At 66.2% G+C, this 20178-nt stretch carries 20 protein-coding genes and 1 pseudogene; 6 read left to right on the top strand and 15 right to left on the bottom strand.

Features of this window, described 5'->3' with window-relative positions:
• Window positions 1-92 precede the first annotated feature (92 nt).
• From ASC68_RS06015 to ASC68_RS06000, 4 genes are read right to left on the bottom strand one after another with little or no spacing between them, the layout of a single operon-like run.
• Window positions 93-1367 (bottom strand): neutral/alkaline non-lysosomal ceramidase N-terminal domain-containing protein, encoded by a 1275-nt coding sequence (locus ASC68_RS06015; protein ID WP_055876375.1) that lies wholly within the window; start codon window positions 1365-1367, stop codon window positions 93-95.
• Window positions 1355-2500, bottom strand: coding sequence for a hypothetical protein (locus ASC68_RS06010; protein WP_055876371.1), 1146 nt, complete (start codon window positions 2498-2500; stop codon window positions 1355-1357). Before ASC68_RS06010 ends, ASC68_RS06015 begins: the two co-directional genes overlap by 13 nt.
• Window positions 2497-3270 carry a sugar isomerase domain-containing protein gene (locus tag ASC68_RS06005; protein ID WP_055876369.1) on the bottom strand — a complete coding sequence of 258 codons (774 nt, stop codon included), beginning with the start codon at window positions 3268-3270 and terminating at the stop codon, window positions 2497-2499. The genes ASC68_RS06010 and ASC68_RS06005 overlap by 4 nt, the downstream gene beginning before the upstream one ends.
• Window positions 3263-4048, bottom strand: coding sequence for a glucosamine-6-phosphate deaminase (locus ASC68_RS06000; RefSeq protein WP_082527946.1), 786 nt, complete (start codon window positions 4046-4048; stop codon window positions 3263-3265). Before ASC68_RS06000 ends, ASC68_RS06005 begins: the two co-directional genes overlap by 8 nt.
• 176 nt (window positions 4049-4224) lie before the next feature.
• Between ASC68_RS06000 and ASC68_RS05995 the strand changes: the two genes are divergently transcribed.
• The gene (locus ASC68_RS05995) at window positions 4225-5265 is read left to right on the top strand and encodes a LacI family DNA-binding transcriptional regulator (protein ID WP_055876366.1); all 1041 of its coding nucleotides are present in this window, start codon (window positions 4225-4227) and stop codon (window positions 5263-5265) included.
• A gap of 112 nt (window positions 5266-5377) precedes the next feature.
• Here ASC68_RS05995 and ASC68_RS05990 read toward each other — a convergent pair whose 3' ends face one another.
• The 3 genes from ASC68_RS05990 to ASC68_RS05980 all read right to left on the bottom strand — a co-directional run bounded on the left by ASC68_RS05990 (window position 5378) and on the right by ASC68_RS05980 (window position 8716).
• On the bottom strand, window positions 5378-6145 hold the full coding sequence (locus ASC68_RS05990; protein WP_055876363.1) for a pentapeptide repeat-containing protein: 768 nt from the start codon (window positions 6143-6145) through the stop codon (window positions 5378-5380).
• Complete coding sequence (locus tag ASC68_RS05985) at window positions 6142-6876, bottom strand: hypothetical protein (RefSeq protein WP_055876360.1); 735 nt, start codon at window positions 6874-6876, stop codon at window positions 6142-6144. The genes ASC68_RS05990 and ASC68_RS05985 overlap by 4 nt, the downstream gene beginning before the upstream one ends.
• A 64-nt stretch (window positions 6877-6940) precedes the next feature.
• Window positions 6941-8716 carry a PQQ-binding-like beta-propeller repeat protein gene (locus ASC68_RS05980; protein WP_055876357.1) on the bottom strand — a complete coding sequence of 592 codons (1776 nt, stop codon included), beginning with the start codon at window positions 8714-8716 and terminating at the stop codon, window positions 6941-6943.
• A 235-nt stretch (window positions 8717-8951) separates the two neighbouring features.
• On the opposite strand from ASC68_RS05980, the gene ASC68_RS05975 reads away from it, so the two are divergent.
• The 4 genes from ASC68_RS05975 (at window position 8952) to ASC68_RS05960 (ending at window position 11991) form a co-directional block, all read left to right on the top strand.
• Window positions 8952-9566, top strand: a complete 615-nt coding sequence (locus ASC68_RS05975) for a Rieske 2Fe-2S domain-containing protein (RefSeq protein WP_055876354.1) — start codon at window positions 8952-8954, stop codon at window positions 9564-9566.
• A 34-nt stretch (window positions 9567-9600) separates the two neighbouring features.
• Window positions 9601-9993: a hypothetical protein gene (locus tag ASC68_RS05970; RefSeq protein ID WP_055876352.1), complete on the top strand. Its 393-nt coding sequence runs from the start codon at window positions 9601-9603 to the stop codon at window positions 9991-9993.
• A gap of 131 nt (window positions 9994-10124) precedes the next feature.
• Window positions 10125-10850, top strand: a complete 726-nt coding sequence (locus ASC68_RS05965; RefSeq protein WP_055876349.1) for a GntR family transcriptional regulator — start codon at window positions 10125-10127, stop codon at window positions 10848-10850.
• 97 nt (window positions 10851-10947) lie between these two features.
• On the top strand, window positions 10948-11991 hold the full coding sequence (locus tag ASC68_RS05960) for an SMP-30/gluconolactonase/LRE family protein (RefSeq protein WP_055876346.1): 1044 nt from the start codon (window positions 10948-10950) through the stop codon (window positions 11989-11991).
• 279 nt (window positions 11992-12270) lie between these two features.
• Here the strand turns inward: ASC68_RS05960 and ASC68_RS05955 are convergent, their stop codons facing one another.
• Complete coding sequence (locus ASC68_RS05955) at window positions 12271-13221, bottom strand: hypothetical protein (protein ID WP_055876343.1); 951 nt, start codon at window positions 13219-13221, stop codon at window positions 12271-12273.
• A gap of 153 nt (window positions 13222-13374) precedes the next feature.
• Window positions 13375-14298, bottom strand: a complete 924-nt coding sequence (locus tag ASC68_RS29120; RefSeq protein WP_055876339.1) for a DUF1186 domain-containing protein — start codon at window positions 14296-14298, stop codon at window positions 13375-13377.
• Window positions 14299-14441: 143 nt separating this feature from the next.
• On the opposite strand from ASC68_RS29120, the pseudogene ASC68_RS28235 reads away from it, so the two are divergent.
• Window positions 14442-14585: pseudogene (locus ASC68_RS28235) on the top strand (helix-turn-helix domain-containing protein); the annotation flags it as partial.
• 107 nt (window positions 14586-14692) lie between these two features.
• Here ASC68_RS28235 and ASC68_RS05945 read toward each other — a convergent pair.
• The 6 genes from ASC68_RS05945 to ASC68_RS05920 form a co-directional block, all read right to left on the bottom strand.
• A complete protein-coding gene (locus ASC68_RS05945; RefSeq protein ID WP_156387265.1) occupies window positions 14693-15238 on the bottom strand; it encodes a hypothetical protein in 546 nt (181 codons plus the stop codon).
• Window positions 15238-16035, bottom strand: a complete 798-nt coding sequence (locus ASC68_RS28230; protein ID WP_082527942.1) for a hypothetical protein — start codon at window positions 16033-16035, stop codon at window positions 15238-15240. Before ASC68_RS28230 ends, ASC68_RS05945 begins: the two co-directional genes overlap by 1 nt.
• 34 nt (window positions 16036-16069) lie before the next feature.
• Window positions 16070-17092, bottom strand: coding sequence for a sn-glycerol-3-phosphate ABC transporter ATP-binding protein UgpC (gene ugpC / locus ASC68_RS05935; RefSeq protein ID WP_055876333.1), 1023 nt, complete (start codon window positions 17090-17092; stop codon window positions 16070-16072).
• 8 nt (window positions 17093-17100) lie between these two features.
• Entirely contained in the window at window positions 17101-17952 is an 852-nt protein-coding gene (locus ASC68_RS05930; RefSeq protein ID WP_055876330.1) for a carbohydrate ABC transporter permease, read from the bottom strand.
• Between the two features lie 7 nt (window positions 17953-17959).
• The gene (locus tag ASC68_RS05925; protein ID WP_055876326.1) at window positions 17960-18829 is read right to left on the bottom strand and encodes a sugar ABC transporter permease; all 870 of its coding nucleotides are present in this window, start codon (window positions 18827-18829) and stop codon (window positions 17960-17962) included.
• 69 nt (window positions 18830-18898) lie between these two features.
• Window positions 18899-20170: a sugar ABC transporter substrate-binding protein gene (locus ASC68_RS05920; protein ID WP_055876322.1), complete on the bottom strand. Its 1272-nt coding sequence runs from the start codon at window positions 20168-20170 to the stop codon at window positions 18899-18901.
• Window positions 20171-20178: the final 8 nt, after the last annotated feature.

The raw sequence follows: 20178 nt of genomic DNA, 5'->3' as shown, positions 1-20178 counted from the left end.
CTGTTTAACGAACGATCCAGCACATAGTGAAGTCTTGACTGCAACCGGTTGCGTGTCAAGCGGCGCGAACCGCGCGACAGCGTCGAAACCCCTCATTTTCTAGGCGTTGCAGCCCGTTTTGGTAGTCCGAGCAAGGTCTTGGCCGCGAGGGCCAGGCGCTCGGCAGAACCGGCGGCGAATGCCCCCGGCATACCGATGAAGCGATGCGCTTCATCGACCTCGTAGCCGCCGAAGCCAAACTCACTGGCTGGCGGAATGTAACCCGGCGTGCCGTCGGCATAGGACAGCACCAAAGCCGGCCGGCCGGCGCAGGCAGCGCGGACGGCAAGGCCGGTTTCGGCAAAGATCTCTCCGGGCAGCGCCGCGATCGGCAGGCCGCCCCAATCGAGGACACTGACGCGACCGGCCCAGCTTCCCTCGGGTTGGCCGGCATAACGGCGGGCCCAGTTCGCCCAGTGCCGCAGCACCGTGGCGCGCACCGGCTCGGCGGTGCGGGCCTCGTCATCCCAGGCAGCAGCCAGCGCCGGCAGGTCGTGTTCGCGTCGCTCGAGGCTCAGTTCGACCCATTGTTCCCCGGCGGTCGCCGTGTCTCCGAGCCCTGTCTCCGGCGCCGCGAGCGCCGCCTCGGCGATCCGCGTGCCCAGTCGCTCGGCATTCTCGAAGGTGCGGGTGGCGCTGGCGTTCAGCGTCACTGAGGCCTGGGCGGTGTGCCCGATATTGACGTCGCCACAACAGCCATTGAGGAAAATCGCCACCGCGCCCGGATGCGCTGCCTCGATCGTGGTGCGCACGAAATGCGGGAAATCCGCGGTCATCAGCCGGTTGTCGGCGCCCAGCACGGTGGGGTGGCAGGCATAGGAGACGACCACCGCCAGCAGGCTGCCGGCCGCGTCGCGGATGCGCAGCACCGGCAGGGCGCGATCGAGCGGGCCGTCGGCGTGACGGCGATTGCGGGCCACATCGGGATCGGCGCCGAGACCGACGCTCAGCGTGGCCGGCACGGCGTTGGCGGCAGCTTCGCTCAGTGCGGCGACGCAGCCATCCTCGATCGCCATGAGGAATGCCGGGTCAGCCTCGGCGCTCAGCCGGTCTGCCATCGAGACCGGCGCGCCGTGCGTATGGGTGGCCGCGACGATGACATTGGCTGACGGCAACGGGCAACGCTCGCGAATGCGGGCGCTCATCGCTTCGTGGATGCCGATGACGTCGGCGACGACAATCGCGGTATCGCCGACCACCACGGCCCGTACGGTCAATGGATCATGCGCCCCGGTTGCCGGTTCGGTGCGGGCGGCAAAGCCAGCGAGCAGCAACCCGGGTGGCGGGGTGATGTCGACGACGGCGACGCCGGCCTTCAACGCGCCCATACCCGCTCCCCACCCAGATAGGTTGCAGCAATGGCCAAGCGCTCGGCGCCTGGCGCCCACTCGAACTGAATGAGGTCAGCCGCCGCGCCGATTTCGAGCAAGCCACGGCCGCCGGCAAAGCGGCCGGAATTGCGCGTCGCGAGCCCCAGCACCTGAGCGAGGCTCAGCCCGGTCATCGTGACGGTCCGCGCTACGCAATCGCCCAGCGGCAGCGCGGCGCCGGCGAGGTAGGGCGTGCCGGGCGGCCCCAGCCGGCCATTGGCCTGGAGTTCGACGCGGCCACCGATGGTCTGGTGATAGATGCCCGGCTTCAATCCGCCGGGCGAGACCACGTCCGACACCAGCAAGGCCTTGTCGAGCCCCTTGGCGCGCAGCATTGCCTTCAGCGTGTCGGCCGGCAGGTGGTGGCTGTCGCCGATCAGCGTGGCGGTCAGCCGATCGTCCGCCAGTTGCGCCCAGATGACGTTGGGATGGCGCGGCAGCAGGGCCGATATGCCATTGCCGAGATGGGTCGAAAGCGTGGCGCCGGCTGCCGCCGCTGCATGAATCTGCTCGGGGCTTGCATCGGTATGACCGATGGCGACGTGCACCCCCTGCCCCGCCGCGTGCCGTACCAGCGCGATGGCCGCATCGGAATGCGGCGACAGCGTCAGCAGCCCGACCAGCCCGCCGCTTGCTGCCTGCCAGCGCTCGTATTCGCCGATATCGGCGTCGCGGACATGGGCGGCCGGATGGGCGCCGCGCGGGCCGTCATGGACAGAGATGAACGGCCCTTCGACATGCACGAACGGCACGGCGCGGGCGACGAGCGGGTAGCGCGCCCGGGCCTCGCGGATCGCCACCAGCCCGGCAGTGATGTTCGCCTCGCTGGCGGTGACCAGGGTCGGCAGGTAAGTGGTGGTGCCCAGCGCCAGCAGCATCTCGGTCAGCGCCAGGACGCGCTCCGGGGTCACCGTGCCGTCGTTCAGATCGTGGGTGGCATAGCCATTGACCTGCAGGTCGACGAGGCCCGCCGAGAGATAGAGCGGGCCGTGGTAGTCCGCCGCCTCGACGGCAGCGATCCGGCCGTCGGCGATGCTGATGGCAAGGCCCTGGCCGGTGTCTGGATCGCGGCCGACGATTGCTGCCGTCACAGCCAGCGCACCCGCTCGGCAAAGCGAGCGATGAACTTCGCATTGGCCTCGTCGCCGCCCGGGGCATTGCCGCTGCGCCAGACCGGTGGCTCGATGCCGCGTTCGACCAGCTTGGCGACGGTGCGGATCACCAGGTTGTTGAGCGCGAAGGCGTTGGCGAAAGTGGAGATGGCGCCGATCTTTTCGCCCATCCCCGGCACTGCAACGATCGCGTCGCCGATCGGCACCTTGCAGTCGATGGCGATATCCACCAGCTCGTGCAGGTTATGTTTGGTCGGGTGGCGTGCCGGGTGGGTGGGCGCGGAGTTGTTGGCGTGCTCGTGCGAGTTGACGCCAATCAGAAACACGCCGCGGCGCTTGGCCTCGAGCGCTGCATCGATCAGCGCGGCGTTGATGCCGTAGGCGTTGACGAGGATCAGCAGGTCGCCTTCGCCGAGCCGCTGGTCGGCGATGACGATCTTGCCATAGCCCGGAGTGCGCTCGATCGCCATCGAGCGCAGCGAGCCGCCCGAAAGCAGCGTGCCCTCGTCGAGAATGGCGCTGACATGCATCAGGCCGCCGGCGCGAAAGAAGATCTCCTGCGAGGCGAGGTTGGAGTGGCCGCCCGGCCCGTAGGCATAGACCAGCCGGTCGGCGGCGATCTGCTCGGCCACCCGCTCGGCGGCACGCTCCGTCGCGTCGCGCTCCTCGACGAGGATGCGCCGCATCAGGGCGGTGACGTCGTCATAGTAGCCACGGCAGAGTGCGTCGGCGTCGATCAATTCAGGCATGGGGATCTGACTCCGCGTCGAGGTAAAGCGTGCAGTCGGGGTGGGTACGGAGGATCGATGCCGGGCAGGCCGTGGTCAACGGGCCCTCGAGCGCCGCGCGCACGGCGTTGCGCTTCACCCGCCCCGGCACCATGCAGAACAGCCGGTCGGCCCGCAGCAGCCGCGGCACGGTCAGCGTGATGGCGCGCAGCGGCACATCGGCGAGGGTAGCAAAGCAATCATCATCGACCTGCTGCTGCCGGCAGACCTCATCGAGCTCCACCACTTTGACATCCAGCGGATCGTTGAAATCGGCCACCGGCGGGTCGTTGAAGGCGATGTGGCCATTCACCCCGATACCGAGTTGCACGATATCGATCGGCGCCTCGGCCAGCAGCGCCGCGTAATCGCGCGCCGTCGCCTCGGGGTCGTCGCCGGGGAGGATCGGGTGCACCGCGGCGAAGGGCAGGCGGCCGAAGATGTAGCGCGACAGCCAGCTGCCGAAGCGCTCCGGCGCGTCGGGGGCGAGCCCGATATATTCATCCATGTGGAAGGCGGTGACGCGGCGCCAGTCGATGCCGGGTTCTGCCGCCAGCGCATCGATGACGTCGCTCTGGCTCGGAGCGGAGGCAAAGACCATGCGCACCGCAGCCTGCCGGGCGAGCCGCGAGCGCAGCTCGGTGGCGATCTCGCCGGCAGCGACGCGTCCCAGCTCCTCGCGGGTGACAAAGCTCCGGACCTTGAGCTGGTCTACTCGCCGGTAACGCGTTCCGGCCTCAGGCACGACACTCGAACTCATCGGCTAAAGCACTCCCCGCGACGCATCGTTCTCGAACCACGATTTCGTTTGACTATCGAATGCAACCGGTTGCACGTCAATCCCCTGTCGAACACTCGGCATTGGATGGAACGGGATATTGCCAAGCCACGCTGAACTGTGGGAGCGATCGTTCCAGGCTGCGCAAGGGCAACAGCATGACAGCAGGCAAGGGCCGCAAGGACCTGCCCACCATGATGGATGTGGCAAGGACGGCGGGGGTGTCGAAGTCGACGGTGTCGCGGGCCTTCACGCAGCCGGGCATGCTCGGCGCGGAAACCGTGGCGCGCATCCTCGAGATCGCCAGCAGCATCGGCTATGTCCCCAACCACACCGCGCGGGCGCTGAGCACCGGGCGCTACGGCAATGTGGCGCTGGTGGTGCCGGATGTCGCCAACCCGTTCTTCCCGCCGCTGATCCGCGCCGCGCAGATGGAGGCAGACCGCTCGGATTTCTGCGTGTTTCTCGGCAATTCGGATGAGAGCTGGCGGCAGGAGGACAAGCTGGTCGACCGCTTCCTCAGCCAGGTCGAGGGGCTGGTGCTGTGCGCCTCGCGCCTCACCGATGAGCGGATCCGCGCCCATGCGCTGAAGCGCCCGCTGGTGCTGGTCAATCGCGATGTACCGGGGATTCCGCGGGTGCTGATCGACAGCGCCATCGGGGTGCGCGAGGCGATCGCTCATCTGGCAGAACTGGGCCACAAGCACATCGTCTATGTCAGCGGCCCGGCCAGCTCGTGGTCGAACCAGCAGCGCCGCGCCGCGGTGCGCCTGGGAGCCCGGCAGCACCGGCTCGAGGTCAGTATCGTCGCCGCCCGGGTGCCGAGCTATGAGAGCGGCCGCGCCGTGGTGCCGGATATTCTCGCCACCGGCGCCACCGCCGCCATCGCCTTCGACGACCTGACGGCGCAGGGGATCATGACCGGCCTCGCCGATCGCGGCGTCAGCGTGCCGGCGGATTTCTCCATCGTCGGCTGCGATGACGTGCTGGGCGCCGCCACCTACCCGTCGCTGACCACGGTTTCCAACCGCTCGGACGAGACTGGGCGCGCCGCGATGTCGCTGCTGCTCGATATGCTGGGCTCGCGCGCCGTGGGCGACGCCCGGGTTACGCTCGATACTTATCTGGTGGTTCGCAACACCACGGCGCCGCCGCCGGGCAGGCCGCCAGCGCCGGCGCGGGCTGCCCCCCACCCTTGATCCCTCCCCGCAAGGGGGAGGGAGACGCAAACTGAGACGCTGGTGTGAGGGTCTCCCTCCCCCTTGCGGGGAGGGGACAGGGGTGGGGGTCAGCACGCACCGGCGGGCCAGTCTAGCGCCGATAATAGCTCCCGTCCGGCATCAGCGCGTCCTGCCAGTTGGCGCCGTCGGTGATGGCGTCGCGGAGGTTGGCGGAGACGAGGCGGGTGCCCGAGAGGTTGGCGTCGGTCAAGTCGGCGGCGATCAGGCGGGCCCCGAACAGGTCGGAGTGCGCGAGGTCGGCGCCGCGCAGGATACCGGACTCGAGGTTGCTGGCGGTGAAGTCGGCGCCCTCGATGGTGCTGCCGGTGAAATCCACCCGCTGCATGTTCAGCTGGCGGAAGCTGGCGCCGGAGAAATCGGCGTTGGTCGCCTTCACCCCGCCGAAGCGGGCATCCTCGAACTGGGCGAAGCGGAGGCTGGCGCCATCGAAACGGGCGTTGGTGAGAATGGCCCGGCGGAAGTTGACGCTCTCTCCCGTGGCCCCAGCCAGGGACGCCCCGCTGAGTGTCGCACGAAAGAACACCGCGTTATCGAGGTGGGTGTCGGCGAGATCGGCGTTACTGAGCTTGGCGGCAGTGAAGTCGGCAGCCTCGAGCTTGGCGCCCGAGAGGTTTGCCTCGCTCAGGTCCGACTGAAAGAAGAAGGCGCCGGTGAGGTCGGCGCCCGAAAGGTCCGCGCCGGCGAGGCTCCGGTCGCTCAGGTCGGCGCCGACAAGCGGGCAGCCGGGGCAGGAATTGGTGTCGCCGTTGAGGAAGGCCGACGCGTCGGACGATTGCGCGATTGCCGGTGCGAGGGTCGCGAGCAACACGGTAAGCGCGATGCCGATCACCGGCCTCATGGCACCGCCTTCGCCGCATCGAGCGTCGCGTCGAACGCCTCCCAGCGGGTCGAGGATTCATACTGGCCCGGCTCGAACATGCCCTGGATATCGAGGCCGGTCTGGCCGGGCTTGCGGAAATAGTGGGTTTCGACCCGGATGTGCCGCCCTTCGACGTCCTTGGTGCAGACCTCTTTAATAAACATCTCGCCAACGCCGGTTTCGCCCGGCGCCTTGGGCAGGTCGGTGCAGGTCCAATCCTTCGAGCCGTAGCGCTGGAACACCGGCAGCCGGAACAGGTAGGCGCGGCCGCGATCCTCGATGCCGGCGCGGTCATCGGTGACGGCGCGGAAGCCGCGTACCACACCGGCATCGTCGAACAGCAGCGACAGCACCACGGGGAAGTTGGCGAGCCGGGTGCCGCCGAAACGCTGCAGCCAGAGCTCCTCGCCATACTGATCGTGGAAACGCTCGGCGAGTTTGCCGACGCGGCGGCCGAACTCGACATAGACTTCGTGGAGGCCGCGCTCGTCGGCGGCGCATTGGGCAAAGTCGCTCCAGCCGGTGATGTGCTTGAGCGGTGGGCCGCCATTGGAGCCGCAAGCGAAGGCCTCATAGCCCTCGGTGGGGAGCGCCGTGGCGGTCTCGCCGATGGCGAGAGTGCGGAATTCCGGCGGGAGCGGCGCCCCCAGCGACGGGGCAGCAAGGCCGAGCAGCAACAGGGCCGGCAGCAATCGGACAAAATTGATCATGGTACCGTCGCACGAGGCGAAAAGGGGTGGCACGGCAGCCTTCGCCGCCGCGCCACAGGAGAGATCAGTTCACGGCGAAGACGTACATGGCGTCGGTCGGGACGAAGTACTTCAGCGACGGGTCGGCATTGATCTGCGCCGTGCTGGGCGCCGCACCGGCGAGGACCGCGATGTACTCCTTGCCATCGACGGCATAGGCCATCGGCGGGGAGCCGAGCGAGGTGCCGACGTTGAACTTCCAGAGTTCTTTCAGCGTCTCGTCGTCATAGGCGTAGATCCAGCCGGCACGGTCGGAGCCGAACACCAGGCCGCCGGCCGTCGCCAGCATGCCGTTGCCACGGGCCAGCAGCGGGATCTTGGCAGCAATCTTGCCGGTGACCGGGTCGATCGCCACCACCGAACCACTCTGTTCGGCCGGCAGTTCGGTGCCCTCAGGAGCGGGCAGGCGACCGTTCCATTCCTTCTGCGCCGCGACGACGTCGTACTCACCGCCGGTGATGGTCGGGTTCGGCGCCTCGGTCGGCACATAGGCCGAACAGCCTTCGTTGGAGGTGAGGTAGACCAGCTTGGTCTTGGCGCTGTAGGAGGCCGGCTGCCAGTTCTTGCCGCCGCCCAGGGTCGGACAATAGATGCCCGGCAGGTCGTCACGCGACCCCACCGTGCCGGCGACATATTTCTGCAGGTCGGCCTTCGGATCGTAGCTCAGCGGCAGGCCGGTCTTCTGGTCGATACCGGTGGTCCAGTTCAGGTCGTCGACATATTGCGTGGCGTGCTGCAGCTCGCCGTTCGAGCGATCGAACGAGTAGCCGAAGCCGTTACGGGCAGCGCGGAAGGCGAGGTTGCGATCGCCATTGTCGATAAGCTGAGTTTCACCGATTTCGTCGTAGTCGTAGGGGTCGTTGGGGGTGAACTGGAAGTGCCACTTGATGGCGCCGGTCTCGGTGTCGAGCGCGACGAGGCTCGAGGCATAGAGGTTGTCGCCCGGCCGATACTCGGCGTCGATCTGCGGCGCCGGGTTACCGGTGCCCCAATAGGTCAGGCCGAGTTCGGGGTCGTAGCTGCCGGTCGCCCAGATCGAGCCACCGCCGGTTTCCCAGGTGCCCTCACGCTTCCAGGTCTCGCTGCCGGGCTCGCCCGGCGCCGGAATGGTGTAGGTGCGCCACTTGGGCTTGCCGGTATTGAGGTCAATCGCCTCGATCCAGCCGCGGATGCCGTATTCGCCGCCGGCCGGGCCGTAGAGCGCCACATCGCCGATGACCAGCGGAGCGACGGTGAAGCTTTCGGCGCGGGTCTTGTCGGCCTGCTGGGTTTCCCAGTTGAGCTCGCCGGTATCCTTGTTGATCGACATCACCCGGCCATCGAGGGTCAGGGCGATGACGTCGTTCTTCCACAATGCGATGCCGCGGTTCTCGGCGCCGCAGCAGGTGGCGTCGGAAATCCACTGCTTGTCGACTTCGGGATCCACCTTCCAGACGATCTTGCCGAAGCGGCCGTCGCGGACGTCGACCTTGTAGACCCGGCTCCAGCCGGCCTGGACGTACATGAAGCCGTCCTCGACCAGCGGGGTGCCTTCGTTGCGGGCGCTGGCATAGCGGCCGCCGGCCGATGCCTGGTCGAACTGGGTGACGAAGGCCAGCGACAGCTTGCCGATATTGTCCTTATTGATGCCGTCCAGCGGGCTGTAGCGGTGGGCGTCATAGGTCCGGTGAACCATCAGCCAGTTGCCGGATTCCTTGTCGGCAGCCAGAAGCCGATCATTGGTTACCTCGTCCGACCAGGCCGATGACGCCATCGTCACCGCCAAGGCCAGGAGGCCGGCGCCAAAGCGCAAGCGTGCCATCTTCCTCATCCCTTTATTTCGAAAACTCGGCCGCCGATCCGATGGGGATCGTGGGCGCTGCGACGTTATCGCAATGCGACGTTTCGCCGCCAGAATGTACGCGACCTACAAAACCCAATTCAAAATATAGGAACAAGCACTGACGGCTATTTTCTATATTCGATCTGAACGAGGGCGCGGTGATGGCGGCCGCGCTGCCGGCCTGCCGAGGCCGGCACTTGAGGAGAATTAGCTGATGAAACAAGGCACTGCGGCCGATCCGGTGATCGAGACTCAATGCGGGTGCGCGTGCACCAGGATCAGCCGGCGGAGCGTCCTCGGTGGCCTCGCGGCGGCCGGCGCCTTTGCCGGGCTGGGTGGCGCTGCGATCGCTGCGGCGCCTGATGCAATGCCGCCGCAGGTCGGGGATTTCCTGGTTTCGCCGGCCGGCAATACGCCGTTGACGCCCGACAGCATCAAGCTCGACAGCAAGCCGTTCGAAGCGGTGGCGATGTCACCCGACGGCGTGGTGCGCAACGCCGAGTACGAGAACACCGTGCTGCTGCTGCGCTACGACCCGGCAGCCCTGCCGGCGGAAACCGCGGCCAAGTCGGCCGAGGGCGTACTGGGCTACACCATCATCTGCACGCATGCCGGCTGCCCGCTCACCGATACCCTGAAGAACAAGCTCCTGGCCTGCGACTGCCATGGTTCTCGGTTCGACCCGACCAAGAACGGCGAGGTAGCGCACGGCCCGGCCGTGCGGAAGCTGCCGCAGCTCGGGCTTGCCGTTCAGGACGGCAAGCTGGTGGTGGCGGAAGCCTTCGACTCCCGTGTCGGCGGCGACATGATGGGCGAAGACGACCGCTAGATTGGCCTCCTTTGCACTCAAGAGGAGTGACGCAGTGAAACTCAGACTGACTCTTGCGGCCGTTCTGGTCGCAATTCCCACCGTTGTGCTGGCCGCCAGCCTGCCGCTCGCCGGCAGCTATGGCACGCCGGCCGGTTGTGCGGCGCATGCCGGGGCGGCCGACAGCAGCGGCGACAAGGTGCTGATCAGCGCCGACGATGTGCGCTTTGAAGGCAATGTCTGCCCCTACACCAACATAACCGAAGCGGGCGACAAGGCCTTTGAGGTGAAGATTGCCTGTGAGAGCGGCCACGACGAAGTCGTCCGCGGCACGCTCGAGGTCACCGAGAGCGCCGATGGCAGCAAACTGACCGTTGCGCTCAAAGACGGCGCCGGGCCCGCGGGGGAGTTTCTACCCTGCGACGCCGCGGCGACCGCATCACCGTAGGAAGGGTCCTTGATTTGCCGCGCTTTCGAACCGGAAACGTCTGCGACTTTTCCTGACAGCGCTTTGCCTCTGATTTTTTCGTGTTTTTGGAGTTATTGGACGGTCCGCAGCCTCTCGCAAGGGACCTAACAGTGTCAACTCTGCCAAAGACCGGCGATCGCGTTTCGGACAGTGCGATCGTTTCCGCCACCCGGATCCGAGCCACGCTGAGGGGCGACATCCTCACGGGCAAGCTTCGGCCGGGCACCAAGGTGAATATTGAGGACCTCGCCGACCGCTACGAGACATCGCACATCCCGATCCGCGAAGCGCTGATCGGTCTGGTGTCGGAAGGGCTGGTCAAACGCGAGGAACGACGAGGGTTCTTCGTGGCTGCGTTCACGACGGAGGTGCTGGAGGAACTGATCAAGACCCGGTGCTGGCTCGAGGAACGCGCGCTCGAGGAAAGCATCGCGAACCGCACGGTCGAATGGGAGGAGAACCTGGTGCTGGCGCTGCACTGGCTATCGCGAACCGACAGATATGCCGACGCGGCGCGCCAGCAGCTCAACCCCGCCTGGGACGAACGGCACAAGCAGTTCCACCAGGTGCTGATCAGCGCCTGCGGCTCGTCGCTGCTGCTGCGCTACTGCCAGGAGATCCGCGATCGGGTGGACTCGTACCGGTTCATTACCGAGAGCGCCAACCCGGCGCCCTTCGAAGCCCGTCCCGACGAGCACCGGCTGATCGCCGATGCGGCGCTGGCCGGCGATACGAAGACTGCGGTCGAGCTGCTGATGAAGCACTATCGGCAGACGCTCGAGATCATCACGGCGACGTTTGCGTCGACCAGCAACGCGCCGGACGGGACGGACTGATCCACGCGCCGGCAAGCGACGAAGCCATGCGGGGGAACGCCTGAACATTACGGCGAGCCTCCAGTCGGTTGCCTGCAACAAGAAGTGGAGAAAGTCGATGAAGCCTGTTTCGATCGCCAGCCTGATCCTCGTCGCCGGGGTCGCCGCGAGCCCCGCACTCGCGCAGGGGCCAGCCCCAGGACCGTACTTCGTCGGTAACCCACTGGGCCTGCCGGTGAATCCCGCCGCTGACGGCGGCTTTGCGCCGATGTCGAGCAACGTCAAGGTGTTCGGCGCGATCTACGCCACCGAAAGCTGCTCCTATGATGCCGAGCGCGACCTGATCGTGGCGCCGGCGCGCGGCGTCAACCAGGCAATCCAGGAGAACAACGCCTTCGTCGCGCTGATCAACCACGACGGCTCGGTCAACACGGCGCGCTGGATCGGCGTGCAGAACCCGCAGCAGCGCGCCGACCTCATGCCGCCGCTGCTCCTCAACGAGCCGTTCGGCAGCGATATCGAGGGCGGCGTGCTCTATCTCGCCGACCGCGATGGTGGCACCGCAGACCCGGCCGATCCGACCAAGACGACGCCGAGCGTCGCAGTGATCCGCAAGTTCGACATGAAAACCGGCGAGCCCGAGGGTGAAGCCAGGATCGAGGGATCGCCCTGGATCAACGATATCGAGGTAGCGCCGGACGGCACCATCTATGCCAGCAATACGGGCGTTGGCGGCAAATCACCGGAGCCCGACACCTGGCAGATCTGGAAGGTGACGCCGGATGGCGCGGCCTCGGTGTGGATAGCGGGCGCGCCGCTCAACCAGCCCAACGGCATCGCCTTCGATGCCGATGGGAACGTGGTGGTGGTCAATATCGGCAATGACGAGGTGCTGACCTTTGCGGCCGCCGACGCCAAGCTGCTGAAGACCGAGAAAGCGGCGCAACCTGGCAATGACGGCATCGTCATCCTGCCCGATGGCACCAAGTACATCAGCAGCGTGATGAACGGCGGCATCACCAAACTGACGCCCGACGGCACCGCTTCGCTGATCGCCGAGAACATCCCGAGCGCCGCCTCGATGTGCTATGACGCCGGCGCCGAGCAACTGGTCGTGCCGATGAACGCCAATAACGGGTTGGCGTTTATCAGTTTGAAGTAGCGGCGCGAGGCCACGGGGACGATCCCTGCCCTGCACAGGCAGGGATCCGTCAGGGACCAGGCTCAACCCTAGCCTTGACCACCGGCGTCATCCCCGCGTAGGCGGGGACCCCGTGGGATCTCCCAGAGCCAGCGGGCGCCGCAGCATCCCACTAGGTTCCCGCCTACACGGGAATGACACCGATGGTGGGGCCGAAACGCTGTGCTTCGTCCGATCGCGCTGCGGCTTCGCGATCCGGACTTATGCGCCTGGGCACTGTGCATCTCGATGGCGAAGGCACTAGTCCCGCAGCGTCTGCAGCTGCAGCGTCCCGACATTGCGCTCGCAACGGAGCACGCCGTCCTTGACCGTCAGCCTGGCCCAGTGGATGGTGCTGCGGCGGGCGCTCGGCGTATCCATCTCGTGCGTGTGGTCGGTGCCGGTATTGGGATGAGTGAAATAGACCAGCGCCGCCCAGCCATCCTGCACCACCACGTCGGCGTGGCGCGCCACCTGCCGATCCTCGGGGTGATCGCCGGGCACATCAAGGATCAGCCCCTGCCGCTCCCAGGTCCTGGCATCGTCGGAGCGGAACACTGCTTGCCCACGCCACTCGTCGACGATCATCCAGGAGTGGCCACCGAGTTCGAACACATTTGGCCCTTCGTGCCCCCTGCCGCCGTGCCGCGAGCCCGGAATGGCGATCCCCTCATGCGTCCAGGTGTAGAGGTCGGTGCTGATGGCGACCCCGGTGCATGAGCCGTTGCCCTCATCCTTGTACCAGAGCCGGTACAGCCCATCGGCACAGAGCGCGACCGCAGCGTCGATCACGAATTCCGACGCCAGTGGCAGCACCGAGCGGCGGGTCCACTCGACGAGGTCGGGGCTGGTGAAGTGGACGATGCGGCGTGGGAAGCCGGGCCAGCGATCGGGCGTGCCGGTGATGTAGCTGAGGTACATGTGGTACTCGCCCAGCGCCCAGATCACCTCGGGCGCCCAGTGCGTGTTGAGCCCGGCATCTGAGGGGTCGTCGAGGCCCACAACGGTGCCGCGATAGTCCCAGTTCGCGCCGCCATCGCTCGACACGGCGATGCCGATCGGGCTGCCATGCACCCATTCGACGCCCGGGCCGACATGCGCCGCCCGGCGCACGGTGTAGAACATCCACCACTCGTCGGTGCCGCGCCGGTTGATCACCACCGGATCGGCAGCACCATCGAAGATCGGATCGGCAAAGATCGGACGAGACATCGGCACCCCTTTAGCGGCTATCGGTATCGTGACGGGTAGTGCCGGAAATGCCGCCGGCCGTCGAGTGGGGAAGGTCGAAGGCCCGACCGTGCGATCTGCCCGCCCAAGCGGACGACGCCATCGCTCGCGTCGTTCAGGCGATGACCAGAGGCGCTAGGCGAGGTGGCAGCGCTTCGCCTTCTTGCCGCTGCCGCATGGGCACGGATCGTTGCGTCCGACGCCACGCCACGGGTTGGTGACCGGGTCTGCGGTCAGGTCTGCCCAGGCAGCGACCGTGTCAGCCTCGTCCTCATACGAACGGTCCGTCCACTCCAGCGCTTCCACTACATCCTCGATGTGGCCCAGCCGAGCGCGCCGGAACCGTGTCACATCGCCAGGGGCGTTTTCGGCTCTGGCCAGGTCGCTATCGAAATGGTGGCGCCTGAGGGCTTCGGTGTCGATCCGGCCTTCGTCCCAGGCGCGATCGACGAGCGGCACCAGGTCGCGCTGGCCGAGCAGGGCGATCGCTTCGAGCCAGCCGATCCAGGCGTAGTCCTGGTTGCCGGCCAGCCGCTCGTCGTAGAAGCGTTGCACGAAGCCATGCATCCGTTCGGCGGATATGCTGCCTTCCCAGGTCAGGAAGGTGGCGGCGCCAAACACCGCGTCCCGCACGAACTCGTCGACCTTTCGATCCGCGATCAACGCGAAGAGGGCGTCGGCATCGCCATCGAAGACGCCACCGACGATCCTCGCCAGGGTCTCGGTGATGGCGTAGCCAAGCAGCCGGTCGACCGTGGCCTTGGGCCGCCGCAACAGCCGTAGCAAGGCCGGAAATACCTGTTTGTCCTTTGCCCCGCCCTGAATATGCAGGCCACGGAACAACAAGTGTTCCTCGTCCTCGGACAAGGCGGCACCGGCGGCCGCCCGGTCAAGCAGGCCTTGCAGGATTGGCGCCGCCTCCTCGTAGCGGGCCGCGCACATGGCGAGCGCCAGCCGGGGCAATCGGCGCTCCGTCGCCAGAGCTTGGAGGTGCTGGTCAATGGTTCCCAGATCGCCGGCCGCCCGATCGAACAGCGCTGCCAAGTCGTCAGTCTTCATCTCGCCTCCGCGATTCGCCCGGCTTCGCCTAGCACCGGCGGCGCGACGGCAGCAACCCGCACTCGGCGCACCGGCTCACGCCGGGCACTTTACTACGGTTTCTGCCGCTGCGAATGTGTTGGCGTACCCGACCGGGCTAGCTCCGACAGCTTCGCGAGCTCGAGGCCGGGGGGATCGTCACCCGAACCGTCTATCCCGTCGTTCCGCCCAAGGTGGAGTACTCGCTGACGCCGCTGGGCGCCAAGCTGAGGTCGGTCACGGATGCACTGGAAATTTGGGGCCGGGACTTGCCCGCAGTGCCTCGCCAGCAGGGCGACAAGCTACAAGCCGCCTGACGCGAACGTCCTGGAGCGCCCCTGGACGTCCACGGCGCAGGCGTCGCGGGGTCGGCCGGTCACGGCGCGCCGACTCCATGCTCGACCAGTTCCCAGCACCCCGCGATCGGCTCGAACAGCAAGTAGCCGGGCGTACCGATGGTCACGACGACGTCGCCGAGATCGTCTCCGCCCGACGAGTTGCCATCGTAGCGGACCGCCACGTAGTCGATGCGCCACTGGTTGCTCTGGCTCTGGTTGCGTTCCAGCTTCAGGTGAACCAGTTCGGTGTCGGGATTGGCCTCCCAGGCCTGTATCGAGGCGCGGGAGATCCAGTAGTAGTCGAGCATACCGATCGGGAAGTCGCGATAGCCCTCGCGCGGAACGAGCGTCTTGACCCCGTCGACAATGACGGAGACGCTGTGGGCGCTGTGGCGGGCGACCACCGCGTCCGAAATGGCCATGGCCTGCAGCAGCGAGGAAAACTCCTGGTTGCTGCAGGCGTCCGCCGCCATCTGCAAGGCGTTTTGGTCGTGTGCTGTTTCAGCCGCAACTGGCGGAACCCCCAGCGCCGCGCCAAGTCCGATTGCCAGAGCAAGGCCGGCCACTGCCTGCAATCCGCGCATCAGCCGAGGCAGCTTTGCAGTTTGCGCTTGGCCTTGAGGCCGCCCTGCCACTCGACCTCGGCGACGGTCTTGCTGCCGATCAGCAGCTTGAAGCTCTGCTGATCCTCCATCCCCTCCAGTGCTGCTTCAATCGAGGGGACGGCGAGCGCGATAGCGCCCCAGGCATCCCCGGCCAGGTGGTAGTTGAAGGCCTTGACCTTCTGCGGCGCGCCATCGGCCTGATCCAGTGTCACGCTGATGGTCTTTACCTCCGACGGCGTCGGAATGTTCGGGCCCCAGAATGTGATCAGGGCGCCCTGATAATCCCCGCCCGGCCCCGACAGCCGGACCATGCCATCGCCCTTCCAGTAGAAGGCAGCGCAGTACTCGCCCGGCGCCGCCCCGGCATTGTCCTGGAAGTAGTCCCAGCCGCCATTGCTGTAGCGCTCATAAGCCTTGCGGAACCCCGGATCCTTCAGCTTTTCGTCGAGCGCTGCCTGTTGTGCACTCACCGCGCTGGCAAAGCTCGCTGCCTCGTTGCTCAGCGAGCGGCCGGGGTCCTCGGCATAGGCAGAATAGTCGATGTCGCCGCTGTAATAGCCGCTGTCGTAGTAGTCGTCGCCGTAATATTCTTCCTCGCCGTAGTAGTCGCCATAGGCGTAGCTGGCCGAGATATCCACCATGCTCTGGTGGTGCTGTGCATTCATCGCGCAGATATTGGGCAGGTCCGAACAGGCCGCCGCCGGGCCGGCCAAGGCCAGACCCACGACGACAGCTCCGCCGAGCACAAAAACCCGGGTCAATTCACGTCGCTGCATAGACGCCTCCTGTTTTGGTTGGGCAATTGAATGGCTAGTCCAGCCGTGCGCCGTCGGCGGCGAACTGGTGCAGGTAGCCGGGATTTGGCGCAAGACCCACACGCTCGCCGCGGCTGAGCATGACGTTGTCCGAGCGGCGGACATTCACCCTGGTGCCGTCGTCCAGCTCGACGAAGTAGTAGCTGTCGGCGCCCAGATGCTCGGTCAGCCCGACCGTTCCGTTGAACTGGCCGCTGCCGGCGGGACCAATGGCGATGTGCTCGGGCCGGATGCCGATCCGTTCGGCCGCAGCGCCGACCGAAAGGCCGGCCTGGCGCGCTGCCCACGCGGTCACGATGTTCATGCGCGGCGAGCCGATGAAGGTCGCGACGAACAGGTTGCGCGGCCTCGAATAGAGCTCGAGCGGCGTGCCCACCTGCTCGATGCGGCCGGCGTTGAGCACGACGATCTTGTCGGCCATGGTCATCGCCTCGACCTGGTCGTGCGTCACGTAGATCATGGTGGCCGAGAGTTCCTCGTGCAGCTGCATCAGCTCGTGGCGCATCTGTACGCGCAGGTCCGCATCGAGGTTGCTCAGCGGCTCATCGAACAGGAACGCCTCGGGTTCGCGCACGATGGCGCGGCCGATGGCGACGCGCTGACGCTGCCCGCCGGAGAGCTGGGCCGGGCGCCGATCGAGCAGATCCTCGATCCTCAGGATCCCGGCGACACGGGCGACGCGCTGGGCGATCTGTGCCTTGGGCTGGCGCGCCAGGCTGAGGCTGAAGCCGAGATTGTCGCGGACCGTCAGATGCGGATAGAGCGCGTAGGACTGGAACACCATGGCGATGCCGCGCTTCGAGGGCGGCCTGCGGGTTACCTCCTCGCCGCCGATCGAGATGGAACCGTCGGAGATGGTCTCCAGCCCGGCAATGCAGCGCAGCAGCGTGGACTTGCCGCAGCCCGAGCGCCCGACAAACACCACGAACTCGCCGTCGGCGACATCGAGATCGATGCCTTTGAGCACTTCGACGTTGCCGTAGGTCTTGTGCAGGGACCGGATGGAGATTGCCGACATGGAACGACTTAGCCTTTGACTGCGCCCAGGGAGACCCCGGCGACCAGATGACGTTGCATGAGCGCGGCGAAGATAATGCCGGGCAGCATGATGAGGATGGCCGCCACCGCGGCTTCGCCGAACAAGGTGCCGCGCACCCCGGTGGGGAGGAACAGTGCAACGGCGGCCGAAACCGGCCGGGCATTGGTACCCGAGAGGATCGAGGCGAAGAGGAACTCGTTGACGGTGTAGATGTAGACGAACAGCGCCGTGCTCAGCAGGCCGGGCCAGATCTGCGGCACGGTCACCCGCCAGAATGCGCCGAGCCAGCTGGCACCATCCATGACGGCGGCTTCCTCGATCTCGCGCGAGGTGCCCTCGATGAAGCCGCGGATCATCCAGATCGAGAGCGGGATGTTGAAAGCCACGTTGATGGCGATCAGCGTCTCGAGCCGGTCGAGCATGCCGATGCTGGAAGCGATGAGGAAGATCGGCAGCACCACCGCGACGGGCGGCATCATGCGCTGGCTGATGATGAAGAACGAAATGTCCTTACTGGCCCGCATCGGGTAGCGCGCCAGGGCGTAGGCGGCGAGGGTCGCCACCACCATGACGATAGCGACGGTGGCGGCGGCAATGATCAGGCTGTTCAGGTAGAACTTCAGGAAGTCGGAGGTGAACAGCACGCGCTCCCAGTGCTCCAGCGTCGGCTGGAACAGAAAGATCGGGTCCTTGGAGAGGATCGCGTTGTTCGGCTTCAGACTGGTCAGCAGCACCCAGAGCAGCGGGAAGCCGGCGAACAGCGTCATCAGCACAAGGATGCCGCCGACGGCGACGCGCTGGCCGGGATGCAGCGGGCGGGTGGATGGGGATGCACTCATCACCGCCTCACGCCTTGCGGCTGAGTTGGCGGATCAGCAATGCGGCGATCACCGTCAGGACGATGACGAACAGGTAGCTCAGCGCCGAGGCGTAGCCCATTTCCATATAGGGAAGTCCCTTGCGGTAGATGTAGAGCGAGACCACCTCGGTCGAGGCCGAGGGACCGCCATTGGTCATCACGAAGATCGAGTCGAAGGTCTTGAACGAGTCGATCAGCCGGATCAGCGTGGTGATCAGGATGAGCGGCATCAGCATCGGGATGGCCAGCCTGGCGAGGCTCTGCAGTGGCGTTGCGCCGTCGATCTCGCCGGCTTCCATGACCTCCTTGGGCAGGTTCAGGATGCCGGCCAACAGGATGATGGTGAAGAACGGCGTCCACTGCCAGACGTCGGCGACGATGACCGCGAGCCGCGCCGTCAACGGATGCTGCAGCCAGATCGGCCCGGTGATCCCTAGCTTCGCAAGCAGGCCATTAACCACCGAGTAGTCCGGCTGGAACATCAGCAGCCACAGGATGCCGACGACCACCGGCGTTACCATCATCGGGAACATCAGGAGGATAGTCAGCGGGCCGCGCGCATAGACCACCCGGGCAAGGCACAGGGCCGTGACGAAACCAAGCACCAGCTGCGTGCCGGTGGAGGTGAAGGCGAAGATGAAGGTGAAGAGCGCGCTGTCGCGGAAGGCCGGGTCGCCGAACGCCGTCAGGTAGTTCTTGAACCCCACCCACACGCCGTCGAGCATGATCAGGTTGTAGTCGGTGAAGCTGGTCGTGAGCGAGAAGAGCAGCGGATAGACCACCATGGCGAGAAGGATCGCCATTGCCGGCATGAGCAGCAGATAGGGGAACAGCCGGGACCAAAGACTAGCGCGCATGCGGCCTCATTTCTGCGATGAACCAGGGGCCGGTGCCCCTGGTTCGATGGTGGCGGAGAGCAGTGAGGCTCAAGGCTGCCAGATGCCGAAGCGGACGGCGATGGCTTCGACGTCGGACTGCAGTTGCGCCAGCGCCGCCTCCGGTGTGGCCTGGCCGGTCATCACCGAGTTCTGCGCATCGGCGAGTTCCTGGAGGATCTGCAGGTTCGGCGTGACCTTGGGGAAGTTGAACGGCTGGCCTTCGACCAGGGCGAGGAAGCCCTTATAGGCCGGGTACTTGTCGTTGGCCGGATCGGAGAGGATCGAGGTGCGGATCGAGGGGGTGAGCGGCACCAGCGCCCGCTCCATGTCGGGCGAGACGATCCACTTGAGGAACGCGAACGCCGCTTCCGGGTTCTTCGAGTCGCGCGACACCTGCACCGACCAGCCGCCATTGGTGGCGCGGCCGCCCGGCATCGGCGCGATGGCCCACTTGCCGGCGATCTGCGAATTGGCCGCATCGCCGAAGAAGTTGTCGCCCGAGTCCCAGAATAGCGTCATCGCGGCCTGGCCCTGCTTGAACGCGGTCTGCGCCTCGTCGAAGCTGTAAGACGGCGAGCCCTCTACGGCGTGCGCGGACAGCGCCTTGAGCATATTCATGGCGGCGAGGCCGGCTTCGGTGTTGAGCGTCGGTTTGCCGGCTTCGTCGAAGTAGTTGCCGCCATAGGCGCCCCAGATGTTCTGGAACGTCGAGGCGCCCTGGATGTCGGCCTTGCCCATCAGCACCAGGCCGCGCATCTCCGGCCCGTGCTTCTCGTCGACCGCCTTGGCGATCGCCAGCACCTCGTCCCAGGTGGTGGGAACGGCATAGCCCTCGGCCTCGAAGATATCCTTGCGGTAGTAGAAGTTCATACCGCCCACATGGGTCGGCACGCCGTAGTAGCGCCCCTTGTACATCATGTGGGAGTCCTGGATGGAGGGGTGGATATCGTCCAGTTCCATCTCGGCGGCGTCGCGCTTCACCCAGTCGGTGAGATCGACCATGAAGCCCTTTTCGTCGAACAAAGCCATATCCGGCACGTGCATCTGCACCACGTCGTACTCGCCGGTCTTGCCGGCCGAGGCGGTGAGGATCTTGTTGAACAGGCCATCGAAGCCATAGGTATCGATGGTCACCTTGATGCCGGTCAGCGCCTCGAACTCGGCCAGCCGGTCGCGGAACGCCCATTCGCGCGGCTCGTCGATCATGGCGACCTTCAGCTCGACCCCGGCGAAGGGCTTGTCCTGCCCCATCGCCGGAGCGAGCGCCAGCAAGGTGACGCCGGCGGCGACGGCACTCAGCAGATTGCGTCTCTGAATCACGTTTCTCT

It is taken from the genome of Devosia sp. Root105 (assembly GCF_001424865.1).
Taxonomy (GTDB): domain Bacteria; phylum Pseudomonadota; class Alphaproteobacteria; order Rhizobiales; family Devosiaceae; genus Devosia_A.
This window is presented reverse-complemented; position numbering and strand designations above follow the sequence as displayed.

Coding starts and splice junctions, on each gene's coding strand:
- ASC68_RS05990 (WP_055876363.1), bottom strand. CDS start 6,145: ATGAGGCCGGTGATCGGCATCGCGCTTACCGTGTTGCTCGCGACCCTC.
- ASC68_RS06005 (WP_055876369.1), bottom strand. CDS start 3,270: ATGCCTGAATTGATCGACGCCGACGCACTCTGCCGTGGCTACTATGAC.
- ASC68_RS29120 (WP_055876339.1), bottom strand. CDS start 14,298: ATGAAGACTGACGACTTGGCAGCGCTGTTCGATCGGGCGGCCGGCGAT.
- ASC68_RS28230 (WP_082527942.1), bottom strand. CDS start 16,035: ATGCAGCGACGTGAATTGACCCGGGTTTTTGTGCTCGGCGGAGCTGTC.
- ASC68_RS05925 (WP_055876326.1), bottom strand. CDS start 18,829: ATGCGCGCTAGTCTTTGGTCCCGGCTGTTCCCCTATCTGCTGCTCATG.
- ASC68_RS05960 (WP_055876346.1), top strand. CDS start 10,948: ATGAAGCCTGTTTCGATCGCCAGCCTGATCCTCGTCGCCGGGGTCGCC.
- ASC68_RS05975 (WP_055876354.1), top strand. CDS start 8,952: ATGAAACAAGGCACTGCGGCCGATCCGGTGATCGAGACTCAATGCGGG.
- ASC68_RS05945 (WP_156387265.1), bottom strand. CDS start 15,238: ATGCGCGGATTGCAGGCAGTGGCCGGCCTTGCTCTGGCAATCGGACTT.
- ASC68_RS05985 (WP_055876360.1), bottom strand. CDS start 6,876: ATGATCAATTTTGTCCGATTGCTGCCGGCCCTGTTGCTGCTCGGCCTT.
- ASC68_RS05955 (WP_055876343.1), bottom strand. CDS start 13,221: ATGTCTCGTCCGATCTTTGCCGATCCGATCTTCGATGGTGCTGCCGAT.
- ASC68_RS06015 (WP_055876375.1), bottom strand. CDS start 1,367: ATGGGCGCGTTGAAGGCCGGCGTCGCCGTCGTCGACATCACCCCGCCA.
- ASC68_RS05995 (WP_055876366.1), top strand. CDS start 4,225: ATGACAGCAGGCAAGGGCCGCAAGGACCTGCCCACCATGATGGATGTG.
- ASC68_RS05930 (WP_055876330.1), bottom strand. CDS start 17,952: ATGAGTGCATCCCCATCCACCCGCCCGCTGCATCCCGGCCAGCGCGTC.
- ASC68_RS05980 (WP_055876357.1), bottom strand. CDS start 8,716: ATGGCACGCTTGCGCTTTGGCGCCGGCCTCCTGGCCTTGGCGGTGACG.
- ugpC (WP_055876333.1), bottom strand. CDS start 17,092: ATGTCGGCAATCTCCATCCGGTCCCTGCACAAGACCTACGGCAACGTC.
- ASC68_RS06000 (WP_082527946.1), bottom strand. CDS start 4,048: ATGAGTTCGAGTGTCGTGCCTGAGGCCGGAACGCGTTACCGGCGAGTA.